Annotated in this window: 21 protein-coding genes and 1 pseudogene; all 22 read right to left on the reverse strand. The window is 42.8% G+C overall.

The genetic code is table 11. From position 1 onward, the window contains the following. Positions 1-87: 87 nt before the first annotated feature. The 22 genes and pseudogenes from ribF to MUN89_RS13865 all read right to left on the reverse strand — a co-directional run bounded on the left by ribF (position 88) and on the right by MUN89_RS13865 (position 23,537). Complete coding sequence (ribF, locus tag MUN89_RS13760) at positions 88-1,023, reverse strand: riboflavin biosynthesis protein RibF (protein WP_244708373.1); 936 nt, start codon at positions 1,021-1,023, stop codon at positions 88-90. A 27-nt stretch (positions 1,024-1,050) separates the two neighbouring features. Beyond that, positions 1,051-1,947 carry a tRNA pseudouridine(55) synthase TruB gene (truB, locus tag MUN89_RS13765; protein ID WP_244708374.1) on the reverse strand — a complete coding sequence of 299 codons (897 nt, stop codon included), beginning with the start codon at positions 1,945-1,947 and terminating at the stop codon, positions 1,051-1,053. 68 nt (positions 1,948-2,015) lie between these two features. After that, positions 2,016-2,366, reverse strand: coding sequence for a 30S ribosome-binding factor RbfA (rbfA, locus tag MUN89_RS13770; protein WP_244708375.1), 351 nt, complete (start codon positions 2,364-2,366; stop codon positions 2,016-2,018). A gap of 29 nt (positions 2,367-2,395) precedes the next feature. Then, complete coding sequence (locus MUN89_RS13775) at positions 2,396-2,674, reverse strand: DUF503 domain-containing protein (RefSeq protein ID WP_244708376.1); 279 nt, start codon at positions 2,672-2,674, stop codon at positions 2,396-2,398. Continuing rightward, positions 2,671-4,734, reverse strand: a complete 2,064-nt coding sequence (infB, locus tag MUN89_RS13780) for a translation initiation factor IF-2 (protein ID WP_244708377.1) — start codon at positions 4,732-4,734, stop codon at positions 2,671-2,673. Before infB ends, MUN89_RS13775 begins: the two co-directional genes overlap by 4 nt. A 4-nt stretch (positions 4,735-4,738) precedes the next feature. Beyond that, positions 4,739-5,050 carry a YlxQ family RNA-binding protein gene (locus tag MUN89_RS13785; protein ID WP_244708378.1) on the reverse strand — a complete coding sequence of 104 codons (312 nt, stop codon included), beginning with the start codon at positions 5,048-5,050 and terminating at the stop codon, positions 4,739-4,741. Continuing rightward, positions 5,043-5,321: an RNase P modulator RnpM gene (gene rnpM, locus MUN89_RS13790; RefSeq protein WP_244708379.1), complete on the reverse strand. Its 279-nt coding sequence runs from the start codon at positions 5,319-5,321 to the stop codon at positions 5,043-5,045. Before rnpM ends, MUN89_RS13785 begins: the two co-directional genes overlap by 8 nt. Positions 5,322-5,333: 12 nt before the next feature. Then, a complete protein-coding gene (gene nusA / locus MUN89_RS13795; protein ID WP_244708380.1) occupies positions 5,334-6,428 on the reverse strand; it encodes a transcription termination factor NusA in 1,095 nt (364 codons plus the stop codon). A 13-nt stretch (positions 6,429-6,441) separates the two neighbouring features. Beyond that, positions 6,442-6,915, reverse strand: coding sequence for a ribosome maturation factor RimP (gene rimP, locus MUN89_RS13800; RefSeq protein ID WP_256463989.1), 474 nt, complete (start codon positions 6,913-6,915; stop codon positions 6,442-6,444). A 305-nt stretch (positions 6,916-7,220) separates the two neighbouring features. Beyond that, on the reverse strand, positions 7,221-11,489 hold the full coding sequence (locus MUN89_RS13805; RefSeq protein ID WP_396266114.1) for a PolC-type DNA polymerase III: 4,269 nt from the start codon (positions 11,487-11,489) through the stop codon (positions 7,221-7,223). Positions 11,490-11,601: 112 nt separating this feature from the next. Continuing rightward, positions 11,602-13,305 carry a proline--tRNA ligase gene (locus tag MUN89_RS13810; protein WP_244708382.1) on the reverse strand — a complete coding sequence of 568 codons (1,704 nt, stop codon included), beginning with the start codon at positions 13,303-13,305 and terminating at the stop codon, positions 11,602-11,604. An 89-nt stretch (positions 13,306-13,394) separates the two neighbouring features. Beyond that, positions 13,395-14,651, reverse strand: coding sequence for an RIP metalloprotease RseP (gene rseP / locus MUN89_RS13815; RefSeq protein WP_244708383.1), 1,257 nt, complete (start codon positions 14,649-14,651; stop codon positions 13,395-13,397). Positions 14,652-14,667: 16 nt separating this feature from the next. Continuing rightward, positions 14,668-15,813 (reverse strand): 1-deoxy-D-xylulose-5-phosphate reductoisomerase, encoded by a 1,146-nt coding sequence (gene dxr / locus MUN89_RS13820; protein ID WP_244708384.1) that lies wholly within the window; start codon positions 15,811-15,813, stop codon positions 14,668-14,670. A 17-nt stretch (positions 15,814-15,830) separates the two neighbouring features. Next, positions 15,831-16,627: pseudogene (locus MUN89_RS13825) on the reverse strand (phosphatidate cytidylyltransferase). A gap of 16 nt (positions 16,628-16,643) precedes the next feature. Then, positions 16,644-17,411 (reverse strand): undecaprenyl pyrophosphate synthase, encoded by a 768-nt coding sequence (locus MUN89_RS13830; protein WP_244708385.1) that lies wholly within the window; start codon positions 17,409-17,411, stop codon positions 16,644-16,646. A gap of 183 nt (positions 17,412-17,594) precedes the next feature. Then, positions 17,595-18,152: a ribosome recycling factor gene (gene frr, locus MUN89_RS13835; protein WP_244708386.1), complete on the reverse strand. Its 558-nt coding sequence runs from the start codon at positions 18,150-18,152 to the stop codon at positions 17,595-17,597. 2 nt (positions 18,153-18,154) lie between these two features. Continuing rightward, positions 18,155-18,877, reverse strand: coding sequence for a UMP kinase (pyrH, locus tag MUN89_RS13840; RefSeq protein WP_244708387.1), 723 nt, complete (start codon positions 18,875-18,877; stop codon positions 18,155-18,157). Positions 18,878-18,997: 120 nt separating this feature from the next. Beyond that, the gene (gene tsf / locus MUN89_RS13845) at positions 18,998-19,882 is read right to left on the reverse strand and encodes a translation elongation factor Ts (protein ID WP_244708388.1); all 885 of its coding nucleotides are present in this window, start codon (positions 19,880-19,882) and stop codon (positions 18,998-19,000) included. A gap of 86 nt (positions 19,883-19,968) precedes the next feature. Then, positions 19,969-20,712 (reverse strand): 30S ribosomal protein S2, encoded by a 744-nt coding sequence (gene rpsB, locus MUN89_RS13850; RefSeq protein WP_244708389.1) that lies wholly within the window; start codon positions 20,710-20,712, stop codon positions 19,969-19,971. Between the two features lie 161 nt (positions 20,713-20,873). After that, on the reverse strand, positions 20,874-21,341 hold the full coding sequence (locus MUN89_RS13855) for a hypothetical protein (RefSeq protein WP_244708390.1): 468 nt from the start codon (positions 21,339-21,341) through the stop codon (positions 20,874-20,876). A 28-nt stretch (positions 21,342-21,369) separates the two neighbouring features. Beyond that, positions 21,370-22,743 carry a flagellar assembly protein A gene (locus MUN89_RS13860; protein WP_244708391.1) on the reverse strand — a complete coding sequence of 458 codons (1,374 nt, stop codon included), beginning with the start codon at positions 22,741-22,743 and terminating at the stop codon, positions 21,370-21,372. 20 nt (positions 22,744-22,763) lie between these two features. Next, positions 22,764-23,537, reverse strand: a complete 774-nt coding sequence (locus tag MUN89_RS13865) for a FliA/WhiG family RNA polymerase sigma factor (protein ID WP_244708392.1) — start codon at positions 23,535-23,537, stop codon at positions 22,764-22,766. Positions 23,538-23,544: the final 7 nt, after the last annotated feature.

Here is a 23,544-nt window from a genome sequence, read left to right on the forward strand (position 1 = left end):
TCCTAGCGGGCGTCGGAGCTTCGTACCGCCAAGAGAAGGTTCCATATTACAGAGTACAAGTTTTGCAGCCAAAATGCAAGCATAACCTTAGGCTTTATGGAAAAAATCCCTTACTTTTTTTTCGTCTTTCTGTAATTGTCTTTTTAACTCTTCAGCCGAAGAAAATTGTCTATTTTCTCTTACATAATAATGAAAATAGACGTCTAGATGTTTTCCGTGTAAGTCTTCGGATATATCAAATAAAACCACTTCCACTTCTGTTTCCGAGTGTTGCTCGTCCGCAGGTTTTCGCCCTACTTCTGCTATTCCTTCGTAATGTTCATGATTATATTCTACGGTTACTGCATAAACACCTGGTTTGGGCAGGTAATAGTCAGGATTAATTTGAATGCCGGCTGCCGGGCATCCTGAAACGCTCCCGTTCACTGCTTTAACCGCATCTCCGCTTAACTTGAACGGTCTTCCTAGAAGCCGGTTTACTTCCACAGCTTCTCCTTTATCCAATAGCTCACGAATTCTAGTAGAACTTATTTTTTCCAACTGATCCTCTACTTTATGGACAGTGGTTTGCGTAAACCTTCCCCTTGCGTGCTCAGGTAAGGATTCCATAGAGCCTTTTCCTTTATGTCCATAACTGAAATCAAATCCCGCTACCACATGGCGTACCGCGAGCTTCACGAAAAAATCATCAACAAACTCCTGAGGAGACATAGACGCAAGTGCTTGATCAAAATGAACGATGAATAGATAATCGATGCCCATCTCGTAAAGCAGCTTCTGCTTGTCTCTCATCGGAGTGATATACCGCGCGTGACGTTTTTCTTTTTTTAAGACGACAGATGGGTGAGGATCAAAAGTCATGACTGCACTTTTCAGTCCCTCTTGATCAGCTTTAGCCTTAGCTGTAAGTATTACTTTTTGATGTCCTTTATGAACCCCATCAAAAAAGCCTGCAGCGGTGACATTTGGTTCTATTGTCTTTGTAGGATGCGGATTGGAAGCAGACAGTAATATCGTTTCCATCAATTTCACCTGCTTTGCTGCAAATTTCTAAAATACCCGGACGGGCTTAATTTTATCAGGTTTGCTGGGATGGGTCTTGTACACAGCTAATACTTCTTCGCCACACCGAACAGTAAATTCCGAATTAGGCATCCCCTGCTCCTTCTCCAATACTCTGCCATTTTTTATTAAAGCTTTTGTTTGTTCATCCACTGTTAAGGAAGGTAAATGAGATAGACCAGTTGAAATAGGAAGCAGAGCTTTTTCGGGTGTTCCTTCATCCACTAGTTTTTGTACATCGGAAAAACGCAAACAAACTTCCTTGGTTATCCCTCCAGTTGCAGTCCTCACAAGGTGGGACATATGAGCAGGATAACCTAAGGCCTTGCCTATATCTACGCAGAGTGTTCGTATGTATGTACCCTTGGAACAGCGGACGTTAAAAGAAAAAACAGCTCTGCCATCTTGAAGTATTGCCCCATCACTCGTCAATTCAATGCCATGAATCTCTACTTCTCTTTCAGGCCGTGGCACTTCTTTTCCTTCTCTGGCATATTCATAGAGTTTTTTCCCATCCACTTTAACAGCCGAATACATGGGCGGAACCTGCTTAATGGTTCCAGTAAACGACGTAAGCACTTCCTTAATCTCCTGATTTGATAACTGGCTGGTCACCGCTTTTTTACAAATGTGCTCACCTGAGGCATCTTCAGTTTCAGTTGCAATTCCAAGCGTAATCTCAGCTTCATAGACCTTTTCGGTGTTGGTAAGAAACGGGACAATCTTCGTCGCTTTGCCGACACAAAGAGGCAGTACCCCTTCTACATCAGGGTCAAGCGTACCGGTATGACCGATTTTCTTTGTTTTAAACATTCCTCTAGCTTTGCTCACGCAGTCATGTGAAGTAAAACCTTTCGGCTTCCACAGAGCCACAATACCATCCATGTTATCAATCCTGTCTTTCTAGAATGGAAACAGATAGAATCCGTGCTTCCAAAGGCACGGATTATCTATTAACTTTCTGTATCATCAAGGTCTTTTAGAATGGTCTCGATGCGATTTCCACGTTCAATTGCTTCATCAAACTCAAACATAATCTCTGGTGTTTTCCGCAATCGAATCCTTTGACCAATTTCCGAGCGGATAAATCCTTTTGCTTTTGCGAGACCGACTAGTGTATCGTGACGTTGTTTTTCATCACCTAATACAGAAATATACACTTTAGCCTGCTGCAAATCCCCTGTTACCTTGACTTCTGTAACAGTTACGAAACCGACACGGGGATCTTTGATTTTTTTACTAATAATGTCGCTCATTTCTTTTTTCATTTGTTCTCCGACACGGTTTGCCCGTAGATCGTTCATATTTCTTCACCTCTTCAAAAAAACCGCACTTATAACCATTCCAGAACTGTCTCGGCTCGCTCCAGTTCTGGAAAGGAATCAATAAAAGCCAATACTTGCTGAATGGTCTGCTCGGCGATGACTTTACTGCTGGCTACAGTTACTATCCCAATGGTTGTCCGCTGCCAGAGATCTTGAAACTCCAGCTCGCTTACAGCAACATTAAATTCATTCTGAATTCTAGTCATCACTCTCTTGATAACAGAGCGCTTCTGTTTCAGCGACTGGGCATCATAAATAAGGCATTCCACTTCAGCACTTAGAATCATGTGCGCTCAATTTCTTTCATTTCATAAGGCTCGATGACGTCCCCGACTTTGATATCGTTGAAGTTCTTAATTGTAATACCACATTCGTAACCTTGAGAAACTTCTTTAACATCATCCTTATAGCGTTTAAGGGCATCAATTTCGCCTTCAAAAATAACCACTCCATCGCGAATGACACGGATTCCTGAGTTACGTGACACCTTTCCGTCTGTTACATAGGAACCGGCAATGGTACCGATCTTTGATACCTTAAAGGTTTCTCTCACTTCAACTTGACCGATGATCTGCTCTTCATACTCAGGATCCAGCATCCCTTTCATAGCAGACTCGATTTCTTCAATTACTTTATAAATGATATTGTGAAGGCGGATTTCTACATCCTCAGATTCAGCAGCTTTTCTCGCATTTCCATCCGGGCGGACATTAAATCCAATAATAATGGCATTGGATGCAGAAGCAAGAGATACATCTGATTCTGTAATGGCGCCTACACCTGTGTGAATAATCTTCACTTTAACACCTTCGACTTCAATTTTCTGTAGAGAGCCTGCTAAAGCTTCTACTGAACCTTGGACGTCAGCTTTTAGGATGAGATTAATTTCCTTAATATCGCCATGTTTGATTTGTTCAAATAGGTCATCTAAGCTCACTTTAGCTGTGGAGCTTCTTTCTGCTTCCAGCTGGGCTTGAGCCCTTGACTCTCCCACAGAACGAGCTTTCTTTTCATCTTCAAATACTAGGAAACGGTCACCTGCTTGAGGAACATTGTTTAAACCTGTGATCTCAACCGGCGTAGACGGACCGGCCGTTTTGACCCTTCTGCCAAGATCGTTCACCATAGCCCGGACTCGCCCGTGAGTGTTACCAACTACTATGGCATCTCCTACGTTTAACGTACCATTTTGAATTAACAGCGTGGCTACAGGTCCGCGTCCTTTATCTAGTTCAGCTTCAATTACAGTACCGTAAGCAGGACGGCCAGGATTTGCTTTCAGTTCTTCCATTTCGGAAACGAGAACGATCATTTCTAGGAGTTCATCGATTCCTTCACCATTTACAGCTGACATTTGAACGAAAATGGTTTCCCCGCCGTACTCTTCAGAAATGAGTTCGTATTCCATCAGTTCCTGCATTACTCGATCAGGGTTGGCGCCTTCTTTATCCATTTTATTAACTGCTACAATAATAGGCACTTCTGCAGCCTTAGCGTGGTTGATTGCTTCTCTGGTTTGAGGCATAACGCCATCATCTGCCGCCACTACAAGGATCGCAATATCCGTTACTTGGGCTCCACGGGAACGCATGCTTGTAAAAGCCGCGTGACCAGGGGTGTCCAGGAACGTAATTTTTTTATCATTTTCTTCAACCTGATAAGCACCGATATGCTGGGTAATGCCCCCGGCTTCTCCTTCTGTAACCTTTGTGTCGCGGATTCGGTCAAGAAGCGTAGTTTTCCCGTGGTCCACGTGTCCCATAATGGTAACGACAGCCGGGCGCTCTTGGAGATCTTCTGGAGCGTCATCAAACGTCATGTTTTCAATGTCTGTTTCATCAACGATGACTTCCTCTTCTACTTCAACATTGAATTCTTCACAGATCAATTCGATGGAATCAGCATCAAGATCCTGATTTTTCGTAGCCATAACGCCAAGAGACATCAGCTTTTTAATGATTTCAGAAGAATCTTTGTTAAGCTTTTCAGCAAGCTCTCCAACTGTCAAACTACCCGAATAAGTAATTTTCTCCGGTGTCTGTTTTGTTTTCTGAGAAGTCTGCTTCTGGTTCGGTCGTTGCTGCTTCTTCGAACCCTGATTATTCTTTTTGTTAGGATTCGGTTTCGTATTTTTCGTTTGTTTTTTCTGGTTGGCTGGTTTTGCAGGTTTCGCTTCTTCTTTAGCTTTCCCTTTCCCAAATCCGTTATCCAGCTTGTTCTTCACACCTGGTTCGATTGTTGACATGTGGTTGGTCACTTCCACATTCATTGATTTTAATTTATCTATAACCTCTTTACTAGTCAGTTCATTCTGTTTCGCATATTCGTAAACTCGCATCTTACTCATTTTGTCACCCCCGAATAGATTCATCGAGCAGCGATTGCAACTTTTTTGCAAATCCGTGATCCAGCACTGCGATCGCGACTCTCCCTTCTTTACCGATGGCATGGGATAAGGTATCCCGCTCTTCCACCATGTAATAAGGTATATGGTAATAGCTGCACTTATCAGTGAGCTTCTTCTTTGTCTGTGTTCCGATGTCACCGGCCAACAAGACGATTTTTGCTTTCTGCTTCTGAATATCACGTACGATAGCTTCTTCTCCTATCGTGCATTGTCCAGCCCGTACAGCTAAACCTAACAAGTTTAAGTGCTTATTCATGGCCAGCAGCCTTCGCACATTCTCTTAATTCTTCATAGATAGTTGGATCAACCTCTGTATTTAAATGACGGTTTAAGATCTGACTTTTTTCTGCTTGATCAATAACATCTATATTCAGTGTTAGATAAGCTCCCCGTCCGTTCTTTTTTCCTGTTTCATCCACAAACACTTCTCCGTCCTTATTACGGACGATTCGTATTAATTGTTTTTTTGGTTTCATTTCCTGTGTGACGACGCATTTTCTTAATGGTTGATTTTTTGAACGGGCCATAACTCCCACTCCTTATTCCTCAAACAGTTCTGGTTCTTCTTCACTCTCGCTGTCTTCAGTTAACATGCCTTGTTCCCGCGCTTCACTTTCACTTTTAATGTCAATCTTCCAGCCAGTAAGCTTAGCAGCGAGTCTCGCATTTTGCCCGCGTTTTCCGATGGCAAGGGACAGTTGATAATCAGGAACGATAACTGTAGTAGCTTTGTTTTCTTCATCTACCAGTACTTCCACGACTTTGGAAGGGCTGAGAGCGTTAGAAACATATTCAATCGGATCTTCTGACCATTGAACGATATCAATCTTTTCACCTTTCAGTTCATTGACTATTGCCTGTACCCGTTGCCCGCGCTGGCCAACGCATGAACCTACTGGATCGACTTCAGGATCTTCGGCATGAACTGAAATTTTTGAGCGGTCTCCAGCTTCTCGAGCGACGGAAATTACTTCCACTGTGCCATCATAAATCTCAGGCACTTCCATTTCAAACAAACGCTTCAGCAAACCTGGATGGGTACGGGAAACATAGATGTGCGGACCTTTGTTGCTGTTCTCTACTTTGGTAACGAATACTTTTAGACGGTCGTGAACTTCATAGGTTTCCGTCGGCATTTGCTCTCCTTCAGGCAGGCGTGCCTCAATTTTACCGAGGTTTACATAGACAAATCTCGGATCTTTTCTCTGGATGATGCCTGTCATAACATCTTCCTCACGATCTACATACTCACCGTAGATAATTCCTCTTTCTGCTTCACGGACTCTTTGGGTCACTACCTGCTTTGCTGCCTGGGCAGCGATTCTTCCAAAGTCCATTGGAGTGACTTCCACTTCAATGACATCATCCAATTCGTAATTTGGATCAATTTCGGCAGCTTCTTCGAGAGAAATTTCCTGCTGTGGATCCATGGACTCTTCAACGATTGTTTTACGAGCAAAAACCTTCATTGTACCCTCGTCTTCATTAATGTCCACTCTTACATTTGTCGCTGAATTGAAATTCTTTTTATAAGCAGAAATCAATGCGGCTTCAAGCGCTTCTAACAACAAATTTTTGTCGATGCCCTTTTCCTTCTCCAAATAATTCATGGCATCAAAAAGTTCACTACTCAACTGTTTTTCCCCCTTAGTTAAACGTGACGGCTAAATTGGCCTTTGCTATTTTTTCAAAAGGCACTTCCAATCTTTTCTTTTTCGTTTTAATACGGATTTCCACTTCGGCTTGCTCCTTCTCAAATGTGAGAAGCGTGCCTTCGAATTCTTTTTCTCCATCAATTGGTTCATAAAGCTTCATGTAAACGTGCTTTCCTACGTGGTTTTCAAAATCCTGCGGTGTTTTCAGCGGCCGTTCTGCACCTGGTGATGACACCTCTAAGAAATAGGGAAAATCAATTGGATCCGTTTCGTCTAACTTTTCACTCAGCTGTTCAGAAACTATTCCGCATTCCTCTATGTCCACACCGCTGGGTTTATCAATAAACACTCGCAGAAACCAGTTTTTTCCTTCTTTTTTGAACTCAATATCGACTAGTTCCAAGTTCATTTGGTCTAAGATCGGTTCTACTAAATCTTCGGTTACTTTTGTTACGTCATTGCTCAAAACAAATCCCTCCTTTTTATAGAGATGCCCTGTTTATTGAAGATGTCTTACGTATGGAATAAAACTTTTTGCTAAAGGATTAAGGCACTGCACAGCAGGCATTATTTATTCTCACGAGAAACCGCTATGAATTAAATCATAGCGGCTTCTCGTCTCAGGCTGTTCAGCCCTTGATCATCCACGTGTCAACTCGAGTAGGAGCGTAAAATATGACGAAAGAGTGGGTCGCCCCACTCTTTCGCTCGTACATATCGCTCTTCTCACCATAAAGAATATATCATAGATATAGTTGTTTTGCAACAAACCTAAAAAAGTGAAAGCTGATTCTCTTCAGGCATTCCTTCGAGACATCCTTGCACATCCAAGTATTCCAGTACCGTTTTAGAAATCTTACTGCGCTCTCTTAAATCCTGTTTAGAGAGAAATTCTCCTTCTTCACGGGCTTTCACTATGTTTAGCGCAGCATTGGTACCCAGCCCGTCCACAGCATTAAATGGCGGGATTAACTGGTCACCGTCTACCAAAAAGTCAGTCGCGCTTGATTCATATAAATCTACACTTCTAAAGCCATACCCTCGTTCACACATCTCGAGGGCAAGCTCAAGCACTGTCATTAAGCTTTTCTCTTTAGGCGAGGCATCCAATCCTTTGCTCTGGATTTCCTCAATTCGCTTGCGGATTGCCTGTGAGCCTTTAACCATCGTTTCAAGCTCAAAGTCTCCCGCTCTTACAGTAAAATAAGCAGCATAAAAATAAATCGGATAATGAACTTTGAAATAGGCAATCCGAACAGCCATTAATACATACGCCGCTGCGTGAGCTTTCGGAAACATGTACTTAATCTTTTTACAAGAATCAATATACCAGTCCGGTACACCATGCTTTTTCATCTCTTCGATCCATTCATCCTGCAGCCCTCTTCCTTTACGGACAAATTCCATAATCTTAAAAGCGAGAGAAGGTTCAAGACCTTTGTGCATCAAGTAAACCATGATATCGTCCCGGCATCCGATAACTTCCGGCAGTGTACAAATGCCATCATTAATCAATTGTTCGGCATTTCCCAGCCATACGTCGGTACCGTGGGAAAGTCCGGAAATAATGACGAGTTCTGCGAAAGTTTTTGGCTTTGTATCCTCGAGCATCTGCCTGACAAAACGTGTACCGAATTCAGGAACTCCTAATGTTCCAGTCTTGCACATTATTTGTTCCGCGGTTACTCCAAGTGCCTCCGGCCCGCTGAATATTTTCATTACTTCAGGATCATCCACTGGGATTTCTTTCTGGTCGATGCCGCTTAAATCCTGCAGCATGCGGATCACGGTCGGATCATCGTGTCCCAGAATATCAAGCTTCAGCAAATTATCGTGAATCGAATGGAAATCAAAATGCGTCGTCCGCCATTCTGATTTGGTATCATCAGCTGGATATTGAATGGGTGAGAAATCATAAATTTCCATATCGTCTGGAACTACAATGATGCCGCCTGGATGCTGTCCGGTCGTTCGTTTGACCCCTGTGCAGCCTTGGACAAGCCTGTCTATCTCAGCGTTTTTGTACTGGAGCTGATGGTCTCCAGCATACCCCTTCACATAACCATAAGCCGTTTTTTCAGCTATCGTACCAATGGTACCTGCTCTGAATACCTTGTCTTCACCAAAAAGAACTTTCGTATAATTGTGGGCGTTCGGCTGGTATTCTCCTGAAAAGTTCAAGTCAATATCCGGAACTTTGTCTCCTTTAAAGCCTAGAAATGTTTCAAAAGGAATATCCTGTCCGTCTTTTTTCAAGTTTGTCCCGCATTCCGGACAAGATTTTTCAGGCAGATCAAACCCGCTCCCAATGGAACCATCCGTAAAGAATTCATGATACTGGCAAGCAGGACATACGTAGTGCGGAGGAAGTGGATTAACTTCCGTAATCTCCGTCATCGTCGCTACGAAGGAAGATCCTACTGAACCACGGGAACCTACCAAATAGCCATCTTCAAGTGATTTAGTTACCAGTTTTTGAGAGATTAGATAAATAACCGCAAACCCATGCCCGATGATGCTTTCAAGTTCTTTATCCAGTCTTTTTTCAACGAGTTCAGGGATGGGATCCCCGTAAATACTTTTAGCTTTGTTGTAGGACATCTCACGAATTTCCTTGTCTGCCCCTTCAATATTAGGGGTGAAAAGTTCTTCTTTAACCGGCGTGACTTCCCCTATTTGGTGAAGAATTTTCTGCGTATTTGTCACGACTACTTCGCGGGCCTTTTCTTCTCCGAGAAAGGAGAGTTCCTCAAGCATTTCATCTGTTGTTTTGAAATGTACTTCTGGAAGTGTTTGACGGTTTAAAGGATTACCATTCTGCGAAGAAATTAAAATCTGCCGGTACATCTTATCATGAGGTTCAAGATAATGGGTGTTCCCCGTTGCCGCCACCGTTTTTCCTAACTTCTCTCCCATCGCAGTGAGTTTCTTCAAAATATCGAAAATTTGTGCCTCATTCTGCACTAAATCTTTCTCCAGTAGATGATAATAATTCCCTGGAGGCTGTATCTCGATATAATCATAAAACTCTGCCACCTTTTCTGCCTCCTCAGCAGATTTCTGCATCATTGTTTCAAACACTTCACCTTTGTCACAGCCAGAGCCAATTAGAATGCCTTCCCGCAATTTAGCAAGCCGGGAGCGGGGAATCCTCGGAACTCTGTAAAAATAGTTAACATGAGACTCTGAAACAAGGCGGTAAATGTTTTTCAATCCAGTATTGTTTACAGCAAGAAGCGTGCAATGAGAGGGACGCGACCTTTGATAAGCCTTTCCTTCTCCCATATAATCATTCAAGTTTTTATGATTGCAGATTCCCTTTTCGAACGCCTTTTTTAAAAGTTTCCAAAGTAGATAGCCTGTCGCCTCAGCATCATAAATAGCCCGGTGATGCTGGGTCAATTCAATATCAAAGTGTTTACAGAGAGTATTCAGACGGTGATTCTTAAGCTCAGGAACTAAAAAGCGGGCAAGTTCAAGCGTATCAATGACCGGATTTTCAGCTTTGCCATAATCAATCCTCTTAAACCCGGCATTTAGAAAACCCATATCGAAGCTTGCATTATGAGCAACCAGGATATCATCCTGTATCCAGGCGTAAAAGTCCTTGAGAACATCTTCTATTTCCGGGGCATCCCTGACCATATCATCCGTAATTCCTGTAAGTTCAATCGTCGTTTCAGAAAGCGGCTCATGAGGATTGGCGAACCGTTCAAACCGATCAATTATCTCTCCGCCTCTCACTTTAACAGCAGCAAGCTCGATAATTTTGTCGTACACAGCTGATAAACCGGTAGTTTCAACGTCAAACACGATATAAGAAGCGTCTTCAAGCTCACGGTCCTGTTCTTCATAAGCAATTGGTACACCGTCATCAACGAGATTGGCTTCGACTCCATAAACGACTTTAATGCCATGTTTCTGACCGGCAGCATAAGCTTCTGGATAAGCCTGTACTACTGCATGATCAGTAATCGCAATGCCTTCGTGGCCCCATTCAGCTGCCTGGCTGACCAATCGGCCGACGGAAACTGGTGCATCCATTTGACTCATTGTCGTATGAGCGTGAAGCTCTACGCGCTTACTGCCTTCTTCTGACTTATCTTCTCTAAGCTTTGGCTTAATTTCGTTAATATCATTAGCCATCATGGTCAACTCATTGGTAAAGTTATCCGTTTGAATACTGCCTCTTGCTTTGATCCACATCCCTTTTTCTACTTGCTTAAACATTTCCGCATGGTCGTCTCCGCGCGAAAACATCTTGATCGAAAAAGAATCCGTATAGTCGGTCGCCTTCACCAAAAGCAAGTGACGTCCTGAGCGTAATTCCTTTACCTCTGCATCGAACACATAACCTTGGATGATTTTGCGGCGTTCTTCTTCTTCAATTGTTTCCATAGGCTCGGCTTCTTCCTGAATTTTATAACCGATTTCAACCGGCCCCTTAGGTTTTGAATCTTCTTTATCTTTGGCCCGCTCTTCCTGCTCCTTGACTGCCTGCTGCACGATGATCTTATCTTCTTTCTGCCGTTCTTCCTGAAATTTCTTCAGTTCCTCCTGCTCCTCTTTTACACGGGTGGCAAGCTGCAGCATTGGAAGTCCGGCATTCGTGCAATACTTTTGAAGCTCTGCTTCCAATTTCTTTTTAATGGCGTGACTTTCTGCGTAATTCCGGCAAGTTAACATAATCTTATTACCGTTAACTTCAGGCTGCTGATCGAATAATAAATCTTTATAGCTCGGAGTCAAGTTCGGAATTGCTTGAATAAATTGGCGCCAATACTCTGCAATATCTTCAGAAGCCATTTCTTTCTTAGCCGAATGAAACGTCCAGTTTACTTCCGCAATCGACTGAAAGGTCTGCATCAGCTTCGCTGAAAACAACTGGTAAACAGATGGTGGCAGAGGCACTGGCAGACTAAAGTGAAAATGCCACTGTTTTTTTTCCTTGAAAACCACCAGCTTATCCATCGTACACTCTTTAAAATGCGGTTCAATCAGCTCTGCAGGAAATTGGATTTGCTCCAGCAGAAAGTGCATTTTTTCCTGATTGCTCACATGCAAGTTAATTCCTCCTCATTCCCTAGAACAATGAAAGATACCCTTGCTCTATTCGTTTAGGCAAGGGTATAAGTTCGTTTTGCAGATCCAATCAATGTTTATACCAAGTTTTCACCTGTTCAATCACTTGGCTCGCTTCTATTTCCTGCTGTTCCCCTGATACTCGTTCCTTCAGTTCCACAATACCATCCGCTGCACGCTTTCCAACAGTAATTCGCAATGGAATTCCGATAAGGTCGCTGTCTGCAAACTTAACGCCAGCCCGCTCTTTACGGTCGTCATACAACACTTCTATCCCCGCTTCCTCAAGCTGTGCGTTGAGTTTGTCTGCAAGGTCAGCCTGCTCAGCTTTCTTCGGATTCATAGACAGGAGATGGACTTGAAAAGGAGCAATATTAGCCGGCCACGTGATTCCCCGGTCATCATGATTTTGTTCCACAAGAGCTGCCAGCGTTCGAGAAACTCCGATTCCGTAGCTTCCCATTACCATCGTCTGGGCTTTGCCCTGGTCATCTAAAAATTGAGCATTCATGTGTTCGGCGTAAAAAGTACCGAGTTTAAACACATGGCCCACTTCAATTCCTCTTGCAAACTTTATCGTTCCCTGACCATCTGGGGACGGGTCACCTTCTTCGATAAATCGCAGATCCGCATATTGAGAAGGCTGGAAATCTATTCCTGGGGTAACGTTCCTAAGATGGAACCCATCCTCATTTGCCCCGCAGGAAACATTTTGTAATGCTTCAACGGCAAAGTCAGCGACGACCTCAACCTCTTCCGAAACTCCGACCGGGCCGAGAGATCCAAAGCCAGTCCCCATCAGCCGCTTTGTATCGGCTTCCGAAGCAAGTTCAACTATCCCCGCAGAATAAAGATTTTTTAATTTTACATCGTTAACCTCGTGATCCCCGCGGGTGACAGCCATCACAAATCGCTCGTCTACTTTAAACATGATTGCTTTCAGACCTTCTTTAAGCTCATGTCCGAGAAAATCCGCAACGTCCTTCATTGTTCTCTGCTCAGGCGTTTCAACCTTACTCATTTCTTTAGGCTCGTCCCCTGATTTCTTATATTCTCTAATAACTGGAGCCATTTCAATATTTGCAGCGTACTGGGAAGTATCTGAATAAGCAATGACATCTTCTCCTACTTCGGAAAGAACCATGAACTCGTGAGTATCCTTTCCTCCCATTGCACCAGAATCAGCTATGACGGCACGGAAATTCAAGCCTAAACGAGTAAAGATATTCGTGTAAGCCTGAAACATCTTATCATAGGACTTATCCAGACTTTCAAAAGAATCATCAAAGGAATACGCATCCTTCATTAAAAACTCCCGCCCACGGAGTAATCCAAAGCGGGGTCTTGCTTCATCCCTGAATTTATTTTGGATTTGAAAAACGAGCAGAGGAAGTCGTTTATAACTTTTTATTTCGTCACGCACAATACTTGTAATAACTTCTTCATGTGTCGCCCCTAAGGCAAACTCACGATTGTTTCGATCATCAATCCGCATCAGCTCTGAGCCAAAGGTGCTCCAGCGGCTGGATTCTTTCCATAGCTCTGAGGGCTGCAGGGCAGGCATCATCATTTCATGAGCACCGATCTTTTCCATCTCTTCTCTAACGACATCTTCCACTTTGCGAAGAATTCTTTTTCCAATTGGCAGGAAGCTGTATATCCCTGAAGCAATCTGACGTATGTAACCTGCACGAACAAGCAGCTGGTGACTTTTTATTTCAGCGTCTGCAGGAGTTTCTTTTAAAGTAGGAAGCAACATTTCACTCTGTTTCATTTCCAACCACCTCAATTCCAATAGTATAAAAAACAAGCTGGAAGCCTTAGACGAGCTGTTGTCTCTATGGCTTCCAGCTCTTAGTTTCGTTACAGAAATAATCGTTGAATGTCATTCCAGGTAACCACGAGCATTAACAGCATGAGGAGTGCAAACCCGATGAAATGGACGATTCCTTCCTTCTGAGGATCAATCGGTTTTCCTCTTACCCCTTCAATTGCAACGAACAGAAGTCTTCCTCCATCAAGCGCAGGAAGCGGAAGCATGTTGACAATTCCAAGGTTTATCGATAAGATCGCGGTCCACATCATAAAGTTTGTAAAGCCTGTCTGAACGACTTTGTCCGTTGCATCGTAGATCCCTACTGGTCCCGAAAGCATATCCAAAGAGAATTGACCGGTAACCAATTTGCCTAAGTTCGTGAGAATCAGCTTCGTCCAATCATAGGATTGGGTAAAACCAAAAGTGATTTTCTTGGCAAAGGAATCTTCAAAGGCTCGGGCCACACCTACCTGTCCGATTTGCTGTTCACTTTCATTTACAGCAGCCGGGGTGACCTCTACGTTCTGTGTCTCTCCATTTCTATCTATGGATAACGTAATCTCTTCTTCCGGATGTTCTCTTACGATTTTCGTAAATTCTTCCCAAGTATCCACCGACTGTCCATCAATGGCTACAACCCGGTCTCCCTCGTGCAGACCAGCCTGCTCTGCCGGAGTGTCCGGCTGGATTTCGCCCAATACCGCCTTGTCCATCGGAACACCTTGAATGAACCCTAATATCATAAACAACACAATAGCTAGTACAAAATTCATCAAAGGGCCGGCAAACAGCTGCATTGCGCGCTGGGGAACCGATTTAGAAGCAAATTGACGATTGTAAGGAGCAATTTGGGTTTCTTTTTCATCCATGACAAACATAGCTTTTGGATCGACTTCAAAACGTAGCTTCTCATCTTCATCAATCTCATAGCCTTCGATCACCAGCTGATGATCAAGATCTGAACGTTCCACCTCGATGACACGAGCATGAGGATGCTTTGACTTGTTGTTCACAATGATCCGGTTTATTTTACCTTCCTCATTGAATTCAAGTCCAATATGGTGTCCTGGTTTAAGTTCAATAATTTCTGGATCCTCTCCAGCTACACGAACATATCCGCCAATCGGAAGAAGCCGAATGGTGTATAACGTTTCATTTCTTGTGAATGCAAAAATCTTTGGACCGAACCCGATAGCAAATTCACGAGCAAGCATTCCTGCTCGTTTGGCAAATATGAGATGCCCCCACTCATGAACAAACACCAAGAGGCCGAACATGAGTATAAATGCAATCACTGTAGTCAAATGAAGCACCTTCCTTTTAATTTAAGTGGAAACGGACCCGCTTTCTAGTTTCCTCGTCTATAGACAATATGGTGGACAAATCAGGGTTATGAATCCGCGTATGCTCAGCAAGCGCTTCTTCTATATGCCTCTCAATGTCCAGAAAAGAAATTTTTCCTTCAAGAAACAATTGTACAGCTTCCTCGTTGGCAGCATTTAAGACAGTAGGCATTGAACCGCCTTGCCTTCCTGCCTCGAAGGCCATACGCAAGCAGGGGAAACGTTCCATATCCATTTTTTCAAAATGCAGTGTCGCGATTTCTTCCAGGTTGAGATGTCTGGCAGCAGGGACTTCACTTCTCTCCGGAAATGTGAGCGCATATTGAATAGGAACTTTCATATCAGGGGTTCCCAGTTGAGCGATGACACTGCTGTCCACATATTCTACCATAGAATGAATGACACTTTCTCTATGAAGAATAACATGAATCTGGTCATATGGCACATTAAAAAGCCAGTGAGCTTCAATGACCTCGAGCCCTTTATTCATCATAGTTGCTGAATCTACTGTTATTTTTGCCCCCATGCTCCAATTCGGGTGGTTCAGAGCATCCTCCACTGTCACTCCTTCAAGCTCCTCACGCGTTTTATCTCTGAAGCTTCCACCCGATGCGGTGATAATTAATTTATTTATATCACGACTGTTCTCTCCATTCAGTGATTGGTAAATCGCTGAATGCTCACTATCTACAGGGAGAAGTTCTACACCATGCTCCTTTGCAGCATCCATCACAAGATGGCCTGCTGTTACAAGCGTTTCTTTATTGGCGATGGCCACTTGTTTTTTCGCCTCGATTGCTTTTAAAGTAGCCGGAAGTCCGACACTGCCTAATATGGCATTAACGACCACATCCACTTCGTCGGCTACGCTCGCTTCAATCAGACCGCCACTTCCTGATAAAACCACGGTTTCACTAACTTCTTTTGTTACTAGTTCCTTGGTTTCTTCATCCTGGACGACGATCAGCTTTGGCCTGAATTCCTTAATTAAGGGCATGGCTTTATGAACATTTTTGCCAAAAGCGAGTGCGTGAATACTAAATTTTTCGGGATGGGCTCTGATGACTTCCAGGGTTTGGATACCTATCGACCCTGTAGCGCCGAGTAGTGAAATTTTTTTCATACGGATGCCCCTCTCTATTAAATCGAGATAAAGTTAATCAAATGCAGTATAGGTAATATAAAAATTAAACTGTCAAACCGATCCAGCACTCCCCCATGGCCGGGGAGGATTTTTCCCGAGTCCTTGACTGCATAGTGCCTTTTGAAAGCAGATTCGACCAAATCCCCAATCTGTCCAGTAATGGAAATAAGGATAGTGACGAGCAGCACAATCAGCAGGGAATGATTGAGCGGTACGACCATTTGAAAAATTACCGCGACCACACAAGCGAGCACAATCCCCCCGACCGCTCCTTCGATTGTCTTTTTAGGACTGATCTGCGGCCAGAGTTTTTTCCTGCCAAAGGCTCTGCCAAACAGATAGGCCCCGTGTCTGTTGCCCAAACTACAAACAGGGCATAAAAAATAAACTCAAGACCGGCTTCTCTCGTTTCTATTAAATAATTAAATCCCATGCCGATGTAAATTGCAGAGAGCAGCAAAAAACCTGCGTCATCAAAAGTAAAACGGTTTTTAACCAATACTGTATAACTTAGTAATAAGAGGACAGCCAGCAATGTAATTTCAGACTTTGTCACATAATCTCCAAATTGAAAATCGTGAATGAGTTTTTCTGGAAACATCAACGCCCACATTAATAGTAGAGTCATTGCTGAAGGAACGGAATAGCGGGCAATTTTTTTCATGCGAATAAGCTCAAGTATGGCTATACTTGCAATAATATAAACGAATAAATAGAACGGGTTTTTCCCGAGTACTACGATGGATAAGAATATAACTCCCGCAATAACCGCGGTGATCGTACGTTGCTTCATAAAAATCAATCACACCTTACACTCCGCCATAACGACGTTTACGATTTTGATAATCAAACAGCGCTTTCTCAAATAGGCTTTCATCAAAATCCGGCCAATATACTTCAGTAAACCAAAATTCCGCATAAGCCAGCTGCCATAATAGAAAATTGCTTAAACGCTGCTCTCCACTAGTTCGAATTAACAAATCCGGTTCTAAAAGCTCTGATGTATATAAATGTCTGGAAAAAAGCTTCTCATCAATATCAGAGACCCGAATGTCACCCTGTTCAACTTCTGCTGCAATTTGCTTGACTGCATTGACCATCTCAAACCGGCTGCCATAATTCAAGGCAAAGTTTAATATTAACCCATCATTGTCCTTTGTCTTGGACATAGCTTCCTTAACCGCCTTTTGTGTGTGGGGCGGAAGAACCGTGAAATCACCTATCGTCTGAACCTGGACATTACGTTCAATGAGTTCAGGCAAATATGTATTTAAAAACTCCACCGGCAGCTTCATTAGAAAGTCGACTTCTTTTTTCGGACGCTTCCAATTTTCCGTTGAGAAAGCATATAGAGTTAAAACCTTTACACCTAGATCTGAGGCGTGCCTGACGATTTTTTTTACAACACCCATGCCTTCTTTGTGACCGGCAATTCTCGGCATTCCTCTATTTTTCGCCCAGCGGCCGTTTCCATCCATAATTATCGCCACATGTTTTGGGAGGTGATTATGATCTAGACCTAGAGGTTTAGTAGTTTGCTGCTTTTTATTTTTAGTAAACGGAAACTTGATTGGCATTCATAATCCTCCAGTCCGATTATTCCATCTTTATATTATATACTATTATCCTACAACATGCCTCCATTCACATAAAGGCATACGAAAAAAAAGCGGGAATAGCGCAATAATAAAAGCCGCACTGCCAAACAGCTACAGTGCGGCTTTTATTCACTAAAGACTTATGACTTGGCAAGAAAGAATTTAGACTTCCATGATCTCTTCTTCTTTCGTTTTGGCGTACTGGTCGACTTTTTTCACGTGGTCGTCGGTGACTTTCTGCACGTCATCCTGATAGGAACGCAGATCATCTTCCGTAAGATCTCCATCTTTTTCGAGCTTTTTAAGTCGATCATTAGCGTCCCGGCGGATGTTACGGATCTGCACCTTGGCTTCCTCTGTATACTTACCGACTACTTTTGCAAGATCTTTACGACGTTCTTCTGTAAGTGCTGGAATATTAATTCTTACGATATTGCCATCACTTGACGGTGAAAGCCCGAGATCCGCTTTTTGAATGGCTTTTTCCACTTCAGCAATTGCTGACTTATCATATGGAGTAATGACAAGCAGACGAGGTTCAGGTGCTGACACTTGGGCAAGCTGTTTAAGTGGTGTAGCTGCTCCATAGTAATCTACATAAACATTATCAAGGATGGAAGGATTTGCTCTTCCGGCACGCACAGTTGCAAGCTGACGGGAAAACGCCTGTACAGCTTGTTCCATCTGTTGTTTTGCTTCATTAATCACGGCTTCTGACATGATTATTTCCCCCTAACAATCGTTCCAATATTTTCGCCCATTACGGCTTTCTTAATGTTACCTTCTTCTGTTATAGAGAATACCAATAAATCGATATCATTGTCCATACACAAAGAAGAAGCAGTAGAATCCATTACGCCTAATCCTTCATTCAGCACTTCCAAGTAAGAGAGCTGCTCGTACTTTTTAGCGTTATTATTTATTTTTGGATCAGCAGTATATACGCCATCGACGTTGTTTTTAGCCATTAGAATAACATCCGCTTCAATCTCAGCGGCACGAAGCGCAGCAGTCGTATCAGTGGAGAAGTAAGGATTTCCTGTACCTGCTGCAAAGATGACCACCCGTTTCTTCTCTAAATGGCGGATCGCTTTTCTGCGGATGTAAGGTTCAGCCACTTGTCTCATTTCTATAGACGTTTGAACTCGAGTTGGAATTCCCATGTTTTCTAAACTGTCCTGGAGGGCAAGGGAATTCATGACCGTAGCCAGCATCCCCATATAATCAGCATTTGCTCGATCCATTCCCATTTCACTTCCAACTTTTCCCCGCCAAATATTGCCGCCTCCAACTACGACAGCAACTTCCACACCAAGTTCAGCCACTTCTTTTACTTGGCGTGATACAGACTGGATAATGCTGGGCTCTATTCCGAAACCAGCTTTACCGCTAAGGGCTTCCCCACTAAGTTTAAGTACGATACGACGATAGCGAGCTGTAGTCATAGTTACCTCCATTTATCATTGCTTGTCTTTTTTTGTTTTTTGTGCTACTAGTTATCTTTGTATCCTATGTAGCATGTTTGAAAATAGGGAACACTACGTGTCCCCTACATTTCACAATCATTATTTTTTGATTTGGCTCATTACTTCATCGGCAAAGTTTTCTTCGCGTTTTTCCATTCCTTCGCCCACTTCAAAACGAGCAAAACTGGACACGCTGCCACCTGCAGAAGCGACAAACTGCTTCACTTTTTGGTCCGGGTCTTTTACGAAAGCCTGTTCAAGAAGGCAAATTTCCTGGAAGAACTTATTTAAACGGCCTTCTACCATTTTTTCCACAATATTTTCAGGCTTTCCTTCATTTAAAGCCTGAGTTTTAAGAACTTCACGTTCACTGTTGATTTCTTCTTCAGGAATTTCATCACGAGACACATAACGAGGGTTAACAGCTGCTACATGCATCGCTACGTCCTTCGCAGCCTGCTCGTCAGTTGAACCTTCAAGGACTGTAAGTACTCCAATTTTACCACCCATGTGCAGGTAAGCCCCAAAAGCATCACTATCTGTTTTTTCTTTAATAACAAAACGGCGGAGAGAAATCTTCTCACCAATTTTAGCTACGACATCAGTGATGTAGCTGTTGATCGTATCGCCTTCACCATGAAGCTTTTGATCTAGAGCTTCCTCTAGAGTGGCTGGTTTTTGGTTTACGAGATGCTTGCCCAATTCTTGCAGCAGTGTTTTGAACTGATCATTTTTTGTTACAAAGTCCGTTTCGCAGTTCACTTCCATAAGAACAGCGGTGTTGCCGGAAACTTCAATATGAGCAGATCCTTCAGCAGCAATGCGGTCTGCTTTCTTTTGAGCTTTGGAAATTCCTTTTTCACGGAGCCAGTCCATTGCTTTTTCCATATCTCCATCGTTTTCAGTCAGGGCTTTTTTGCAATCCATCATACCTGCACCTGTTTTTTCACGAAGTTCTTTAACCATCTTAGCATTTACAGCCATTGTTATGCCTCCTTAATAAATATACCTTTATTGCTTTAAAAAAGGTGATAAAAGGTCTTCCCCCTTATCACCTTCTGAAACTATCCTTACTCTTGAGCAGTTTCTACTTCTTCAAGTTCTTCTGCTTCTTCAGTAACTTCAGTTTCTTCGCCCTGCTTCGCTTCCAGTACGGCATCTGCCATTTTGGAAGTAAGCAATTTCACGGCGCGAATCGCGTCATCGTTTGCCGGGATGACATAATCGATTTCATCCGGATCACAGTTTGTATCTACAATACCGATTACCGGGATATTTAGTTTATGAGCTTCTGCGATTGCAATACGCTCTTTACGAGGATCAATGACAAACATTGCATCCGGAAGGCTGTTCATTTCTTTAATTCCACCAAGGAATTTCACAAGGCGGTCTTTTTCTTTAAGCATATCTACGACTTCTTTTTTCGGAAGCACATCAAATGTACCGTCCTCTTCCATACGCTCAATATCTTTTAAACGGTTGATACGGCGGCGGATGGTTTGGAAGTTCGTTAGTGTTCCACCTAACCAGCGCTGGTTAATATAGAACATGCCGCAGCGGTTTGCTTCGTCACGGACTGTGTCCTGCGCTTGTTTTTTCGTTCCAACGAATAGGATGTTGCCACCATCAGCAGCAATCTCTCTTACATAGTTGTAAGCTTCATCAACCTTTTTCACCGTTTTTTGCAGGTCGATGATATAAATTCCGTTACGCTCTGTGAAGATGTACTTTTTCATCTTCGGATTCCAGCGACGGGTTTGGTGTCCAAAATGAACACCAGCTTCTAAAAGCTGTTTCATAGAAATAACAGACATTATTTTTCCTCCTGTTTTGGTTTATTAGTATCCTCCGCCTCATTCATCTTTCTTGAAAAACTCCCTGAATAGAGAGCAACCTTTTCAAGAAATCCAAAGGCGTGTGTATTGACACCGACAGTAAATATACCATATCAAAGCCGCTCATTCAAGTGATTCTGCTAATTTTCCTGTTGAAATTTGATAAGTAGATCAATCTCTGTTTTTCCTTTATTTAATTTCCTTGCGATCTCCTCGTTGTTGAGTCCCTGCTCTTTCAATTGGTACACTTTTGAATGCAGGGAAGGCTGATAAGCAGATTCTTCTTCTTTAGGTGCTGGAGGCTGGTAACTTTGAACCTGGCCGGCCTCATGTGAATAAGTCTGTTCTTTCTTCTGTATTTCCTTCTTTTTGTTTACATTCTCTCTTTCTACATCATTACCGGAAGAAGCTAGCCTATCACTCAACCGCTTGTTTTCTTCCTTTATTTCGAGCAGATAAGAACTGAACAGTTCTTCTATTTCACGAGCTGTCTGTTTTTGTTTCTGCTCAAGCTCTTCTGTTTTTTTTATTCTAGCCATTAGAGTCATAACAGCTAAAATTAATATTCCATCGATAATAAAATTGAGAATAATTAAGAATAACGTCATGAAAGCTCCCCTCTTATAGAACCCATCTTTATTCTTCCTTTGGTTTGATTACAATTTCACTGTCTAAAATCGTAGCACACACATTTTTATGAGGAGATAAAAGTTTGTATTGATATTTTCCAAAACCCAAATGGACATGTGGATACATCGTTCCATTTACCTGTACCTTAGCATTGGTCAAATCACTTATCGAAGCATTTAACTCGCTTAATAATTCTAAACAATGGCTGATCTCTGCTTCTACCACTTCTAAAGAATTTCTTTGCCTGAGCATCGTAATTCTGTCTTTCACTGTCAACCCTTGCGTTTCTTGTTTCTCACGCAGCACTTCTGCTAATTTGTGAAGTTTCTTTTCTTCTTCTCTTTTTTTCTTTAACTGCTTAGCCGTGTCCTGCTGTTTTTCAGCTACTTTTCTATTTAATCCAATTGATATTTCTGTTTTAGTGCTCATTCTGTTTCCTATATCTTTCGCTTCCACTAATGCCCCTGCGGATAAAGAGCCGCCGATAATATTGCCGTGCTGACAATAGATACTTCCCTTAGCGACACATTCGCTATGAAGAATGGAATGCGCAGCAAAAATGCTCCCGCCTGCTTCTACACTTGCCTGGTTAATATATCCAACCCGGACATCCTGGCCAGCTTCAATCCTCGCTTTTCCCAACCCTGCAATTCCTTCTGCCACATGAATAGAACCACCTGCACAAATCGTTGCTCCTTCTACCATCCCATAAACCTGAACGTCACCTTCCGCCTTCACTTGATAGCCGGAAGGCACATTTCCCTTAATAACAACAGAGCCGACAAAATCAAGGTTTCCAGTTTTTAAATCCAGATCTCCAGCAACTTCAAACAGCGGCTGGACGTTAAGAGCCCTGTCTTCATAGCTCAGCTTTCCGTTGATCGTGGAATAAAAACTCGCTTCGGCCCCTTTGTAATCTGTATTTTTTCCTGCCTTGATGACTGGAGCTTTACCTGGCTTGGCCGGTAATACTTCACCGAGCACATTTTTGCCGGGAGTCCCTTTTGTAGGAGGTTCTATCACCGCAATCCGCTCACCCTCTTTAACGGATGGGATCTGAATGATGTCTCTGAAGCTCACTTTTTCATGTTCTTCAATTTCCATAGAAAAAGTATGATCAAAAATCACTTTGCCATTTTTTCCATGTTTCGCTTCCCTGCCGATGGCTATGACAAGCGGAAAATCCACTGAGTGGATGTTCTCTGACAGCAGACGTACAGCCTCTTCATCCACACCGAACAAAACATGGTTTTCCTCAAGTATTCCCATAATTTCATCCACCGACACTTCTTCCAGATGAAAGTCAGAATCATGATATAAATAGGCTTCCAATCTGTCATTGGAAACAGACAGTCTCAATCCTTCCAATTGTTTCTGCACGTGTATCCAACCTCCTGATGCTAAGCTTTTTGCAAACTCAGGGCATTTCTAAGCTTAAAAATGGCCTTGGCGTGAATCTGAGATATTCTCGAAGTCGTTAAGCTCATCACCTGGCCGATTTCGGTTAAGGTTAATTCTTCATTATAAAATAAACTGATGACGGTTTGCTCTTTTTCGTTGAGTGTTTTGATTTGCAAGGCTAGCTCATCATAATTTTCCTGCTTAATCATGTTGTCCTGAGGAGAGGACGCGGATTGATCCGGGATGGAATAACCGATTCCTTCTTTATGTTCGTCTCCGCCGTCTCTAGGCTTTTCCTCGATCGATAAAACATTGGCAAACAAAGAATCTTTCACTATTTCTTCCACTTCCTCCACCGGCATGTGCAGCTGCTCGGCAATTTCTTCAGATGTTGCTGCTCTATGCTGGTTTTGTTCAATAGCTTCCGCTGCTTGCTCAATTTTCTTAGCCTTATCTCTGACAGATCTAGGCAGCCAGTCTTCTTTTCTTAAGCCATCAATAATAGAGCCTCTGATTCTAAAAGAAGCGTACGTATCAAACTTCAAGTCTCTGGAAGGGTCAAATTTTTTTAACGCATCGTAAAGCCCGAATAATCCTAAACTATGCACATCATCTTTACTGACATTTTTCGGTAAGTGAGCAGAGATGCGCTGTACATGGTAATTAACTAAATAGAGGTAGCATTGTACCAGTTCATTGGCTGCATCTGGGTGCTGCTCTTTTTTCCAGAGCTCCCACAATTGTTGTTCTTGAGGAGTAAAAGAGTTCGCCATAGTCATC

This window comes from Halobacillus salinarum, from assembly GCF_022919095.1.
In the GTDB taxonomy this organism is placed as follows: domain Bacteria; phylum Bacillota; class Bacilli; order Bacillales; family Halobacillaceae; genus Halobacillus_B; species Halobacillus_B salinarum.

Excerpts from the sequence above, each read along its gene's own strand:
- ribF (WP_244708373.1), bottom strand. The coding sequence starts at position 1,023 with ATGGAAACGATATTACTGTCTGCTTCCAATCCGCATCCTACAAAGACA.
- truB (WP_244708374.1), bottom strand. The coding sequence starts at position 1,947 with ATGGATGGTATTGTGGCTCTGTGGAAGCCGAAAGGTTTTACTTCACAT.
- rbfA (WP_244708375.1), bottom strand. The coding sequence starts at position 2,366 with ATGAACGATCTACGGGCAAACCGTGTCGGAGAACAAATGAAAAAAGAA.
- MUN89_RS13775 (WP_244708376.1), bottom strand. The coding sequence starts at position 2,674 with ATGATTCTAAGTGCTGAAGTGGAATGCCTTATTTATGATGCCCAGTCG.
- infB (WP_244708377.1), bottom strand. The coding sequence starts at position 4,734 with ATGAGTAAGATGCGAGTTTACGAATATGCGAAACAGAATGAACTGACT.
- MUN89_RS13785 (WP_244708378.1), bottom strand. The coding sequence starts at position 5,050 with ATGAATAAGCACTTAAACTTGTTAGGTTTAGCTGTACGGGCTGGACAA.
- rnpM (WP_244708379.1), bottom strand. The coding sequence starts at position 5,321 with ATGGCCCGTTCAAAAAATCAACCATTAAGAAAATGCGTCGTCACACAG.
- MUN89_RS13805 (WP_396266114.1), bottom strand. The coding sequence starts at position 11,489 with ATGCACTTTCTGCTGGAGCAAATCCAATTTCCTGCAGAGCTGATTGAA.
- MUN89_RS13810 (WP_244708382.1), bottom strand. The coding sequence starts at position 13,305 with ATGAAACAGAGTGAAATGTTGCTTCCTACTTTAAAAGAAACTCCTGCA.
- dxr (WP_244708384.1), bottom strand. The coding sequence starts at position 15,813 with ATGAAAAAAATTTCACTACTCGGCGCTACAGGGTCGATAGGTATCCAA.
- MUN89_RS13830 (WP_244708385.1), bottom strand. The coding sequence starts at position 17,411 with ATGCCAATCAAGTTTCCGTTTACTAAAAATAAAAAGCAGCAAACTACT.
- frr (WP_244708386.1), bottom strand. The coding sequence starts at position 18,152 with ATGTCAGAAGCCGTGATTAATGAAGCAAAACAACAGATGGAACAAGCT.
- pyrH (WP_244708387.1), bottom strand. The coding sequence starts at position 18,877 with ATGACTACAGCTCGCTATCGTCGTATCGTACTTAAACTTAGTGGGGAA.
- tsf (WP_244708388.1), bottom strand. The coding sequence starts at position 19,882 with ATGGCTGTAAATGCTAAGATGGTTAAAGAACTTCGTGAAAAAACAGGT.
- rpsB (WP_244708389.1), bottom strand. The coding sequence starts at position 20,712 with ATGTCTGTTATTTCTATGAAACAGCTTTTAGAAGCTGGTGTTCATTTT.
- MUN89_RS13855 (WP_244708390.1), bottom strand. The coding sequence starts at position 21,341 with ATGACGTTATTCTTAATTATTCTCAATTTTATTATCGATGGAATATTA.
- MUN89_RS13865 (WP_244708392.1), bottom strand. The coding sequence starts at position 23,537 with ATGGCGAACTCTTTTACTCCTCAAGAACAACAATTGTGGGAGCTCTGG.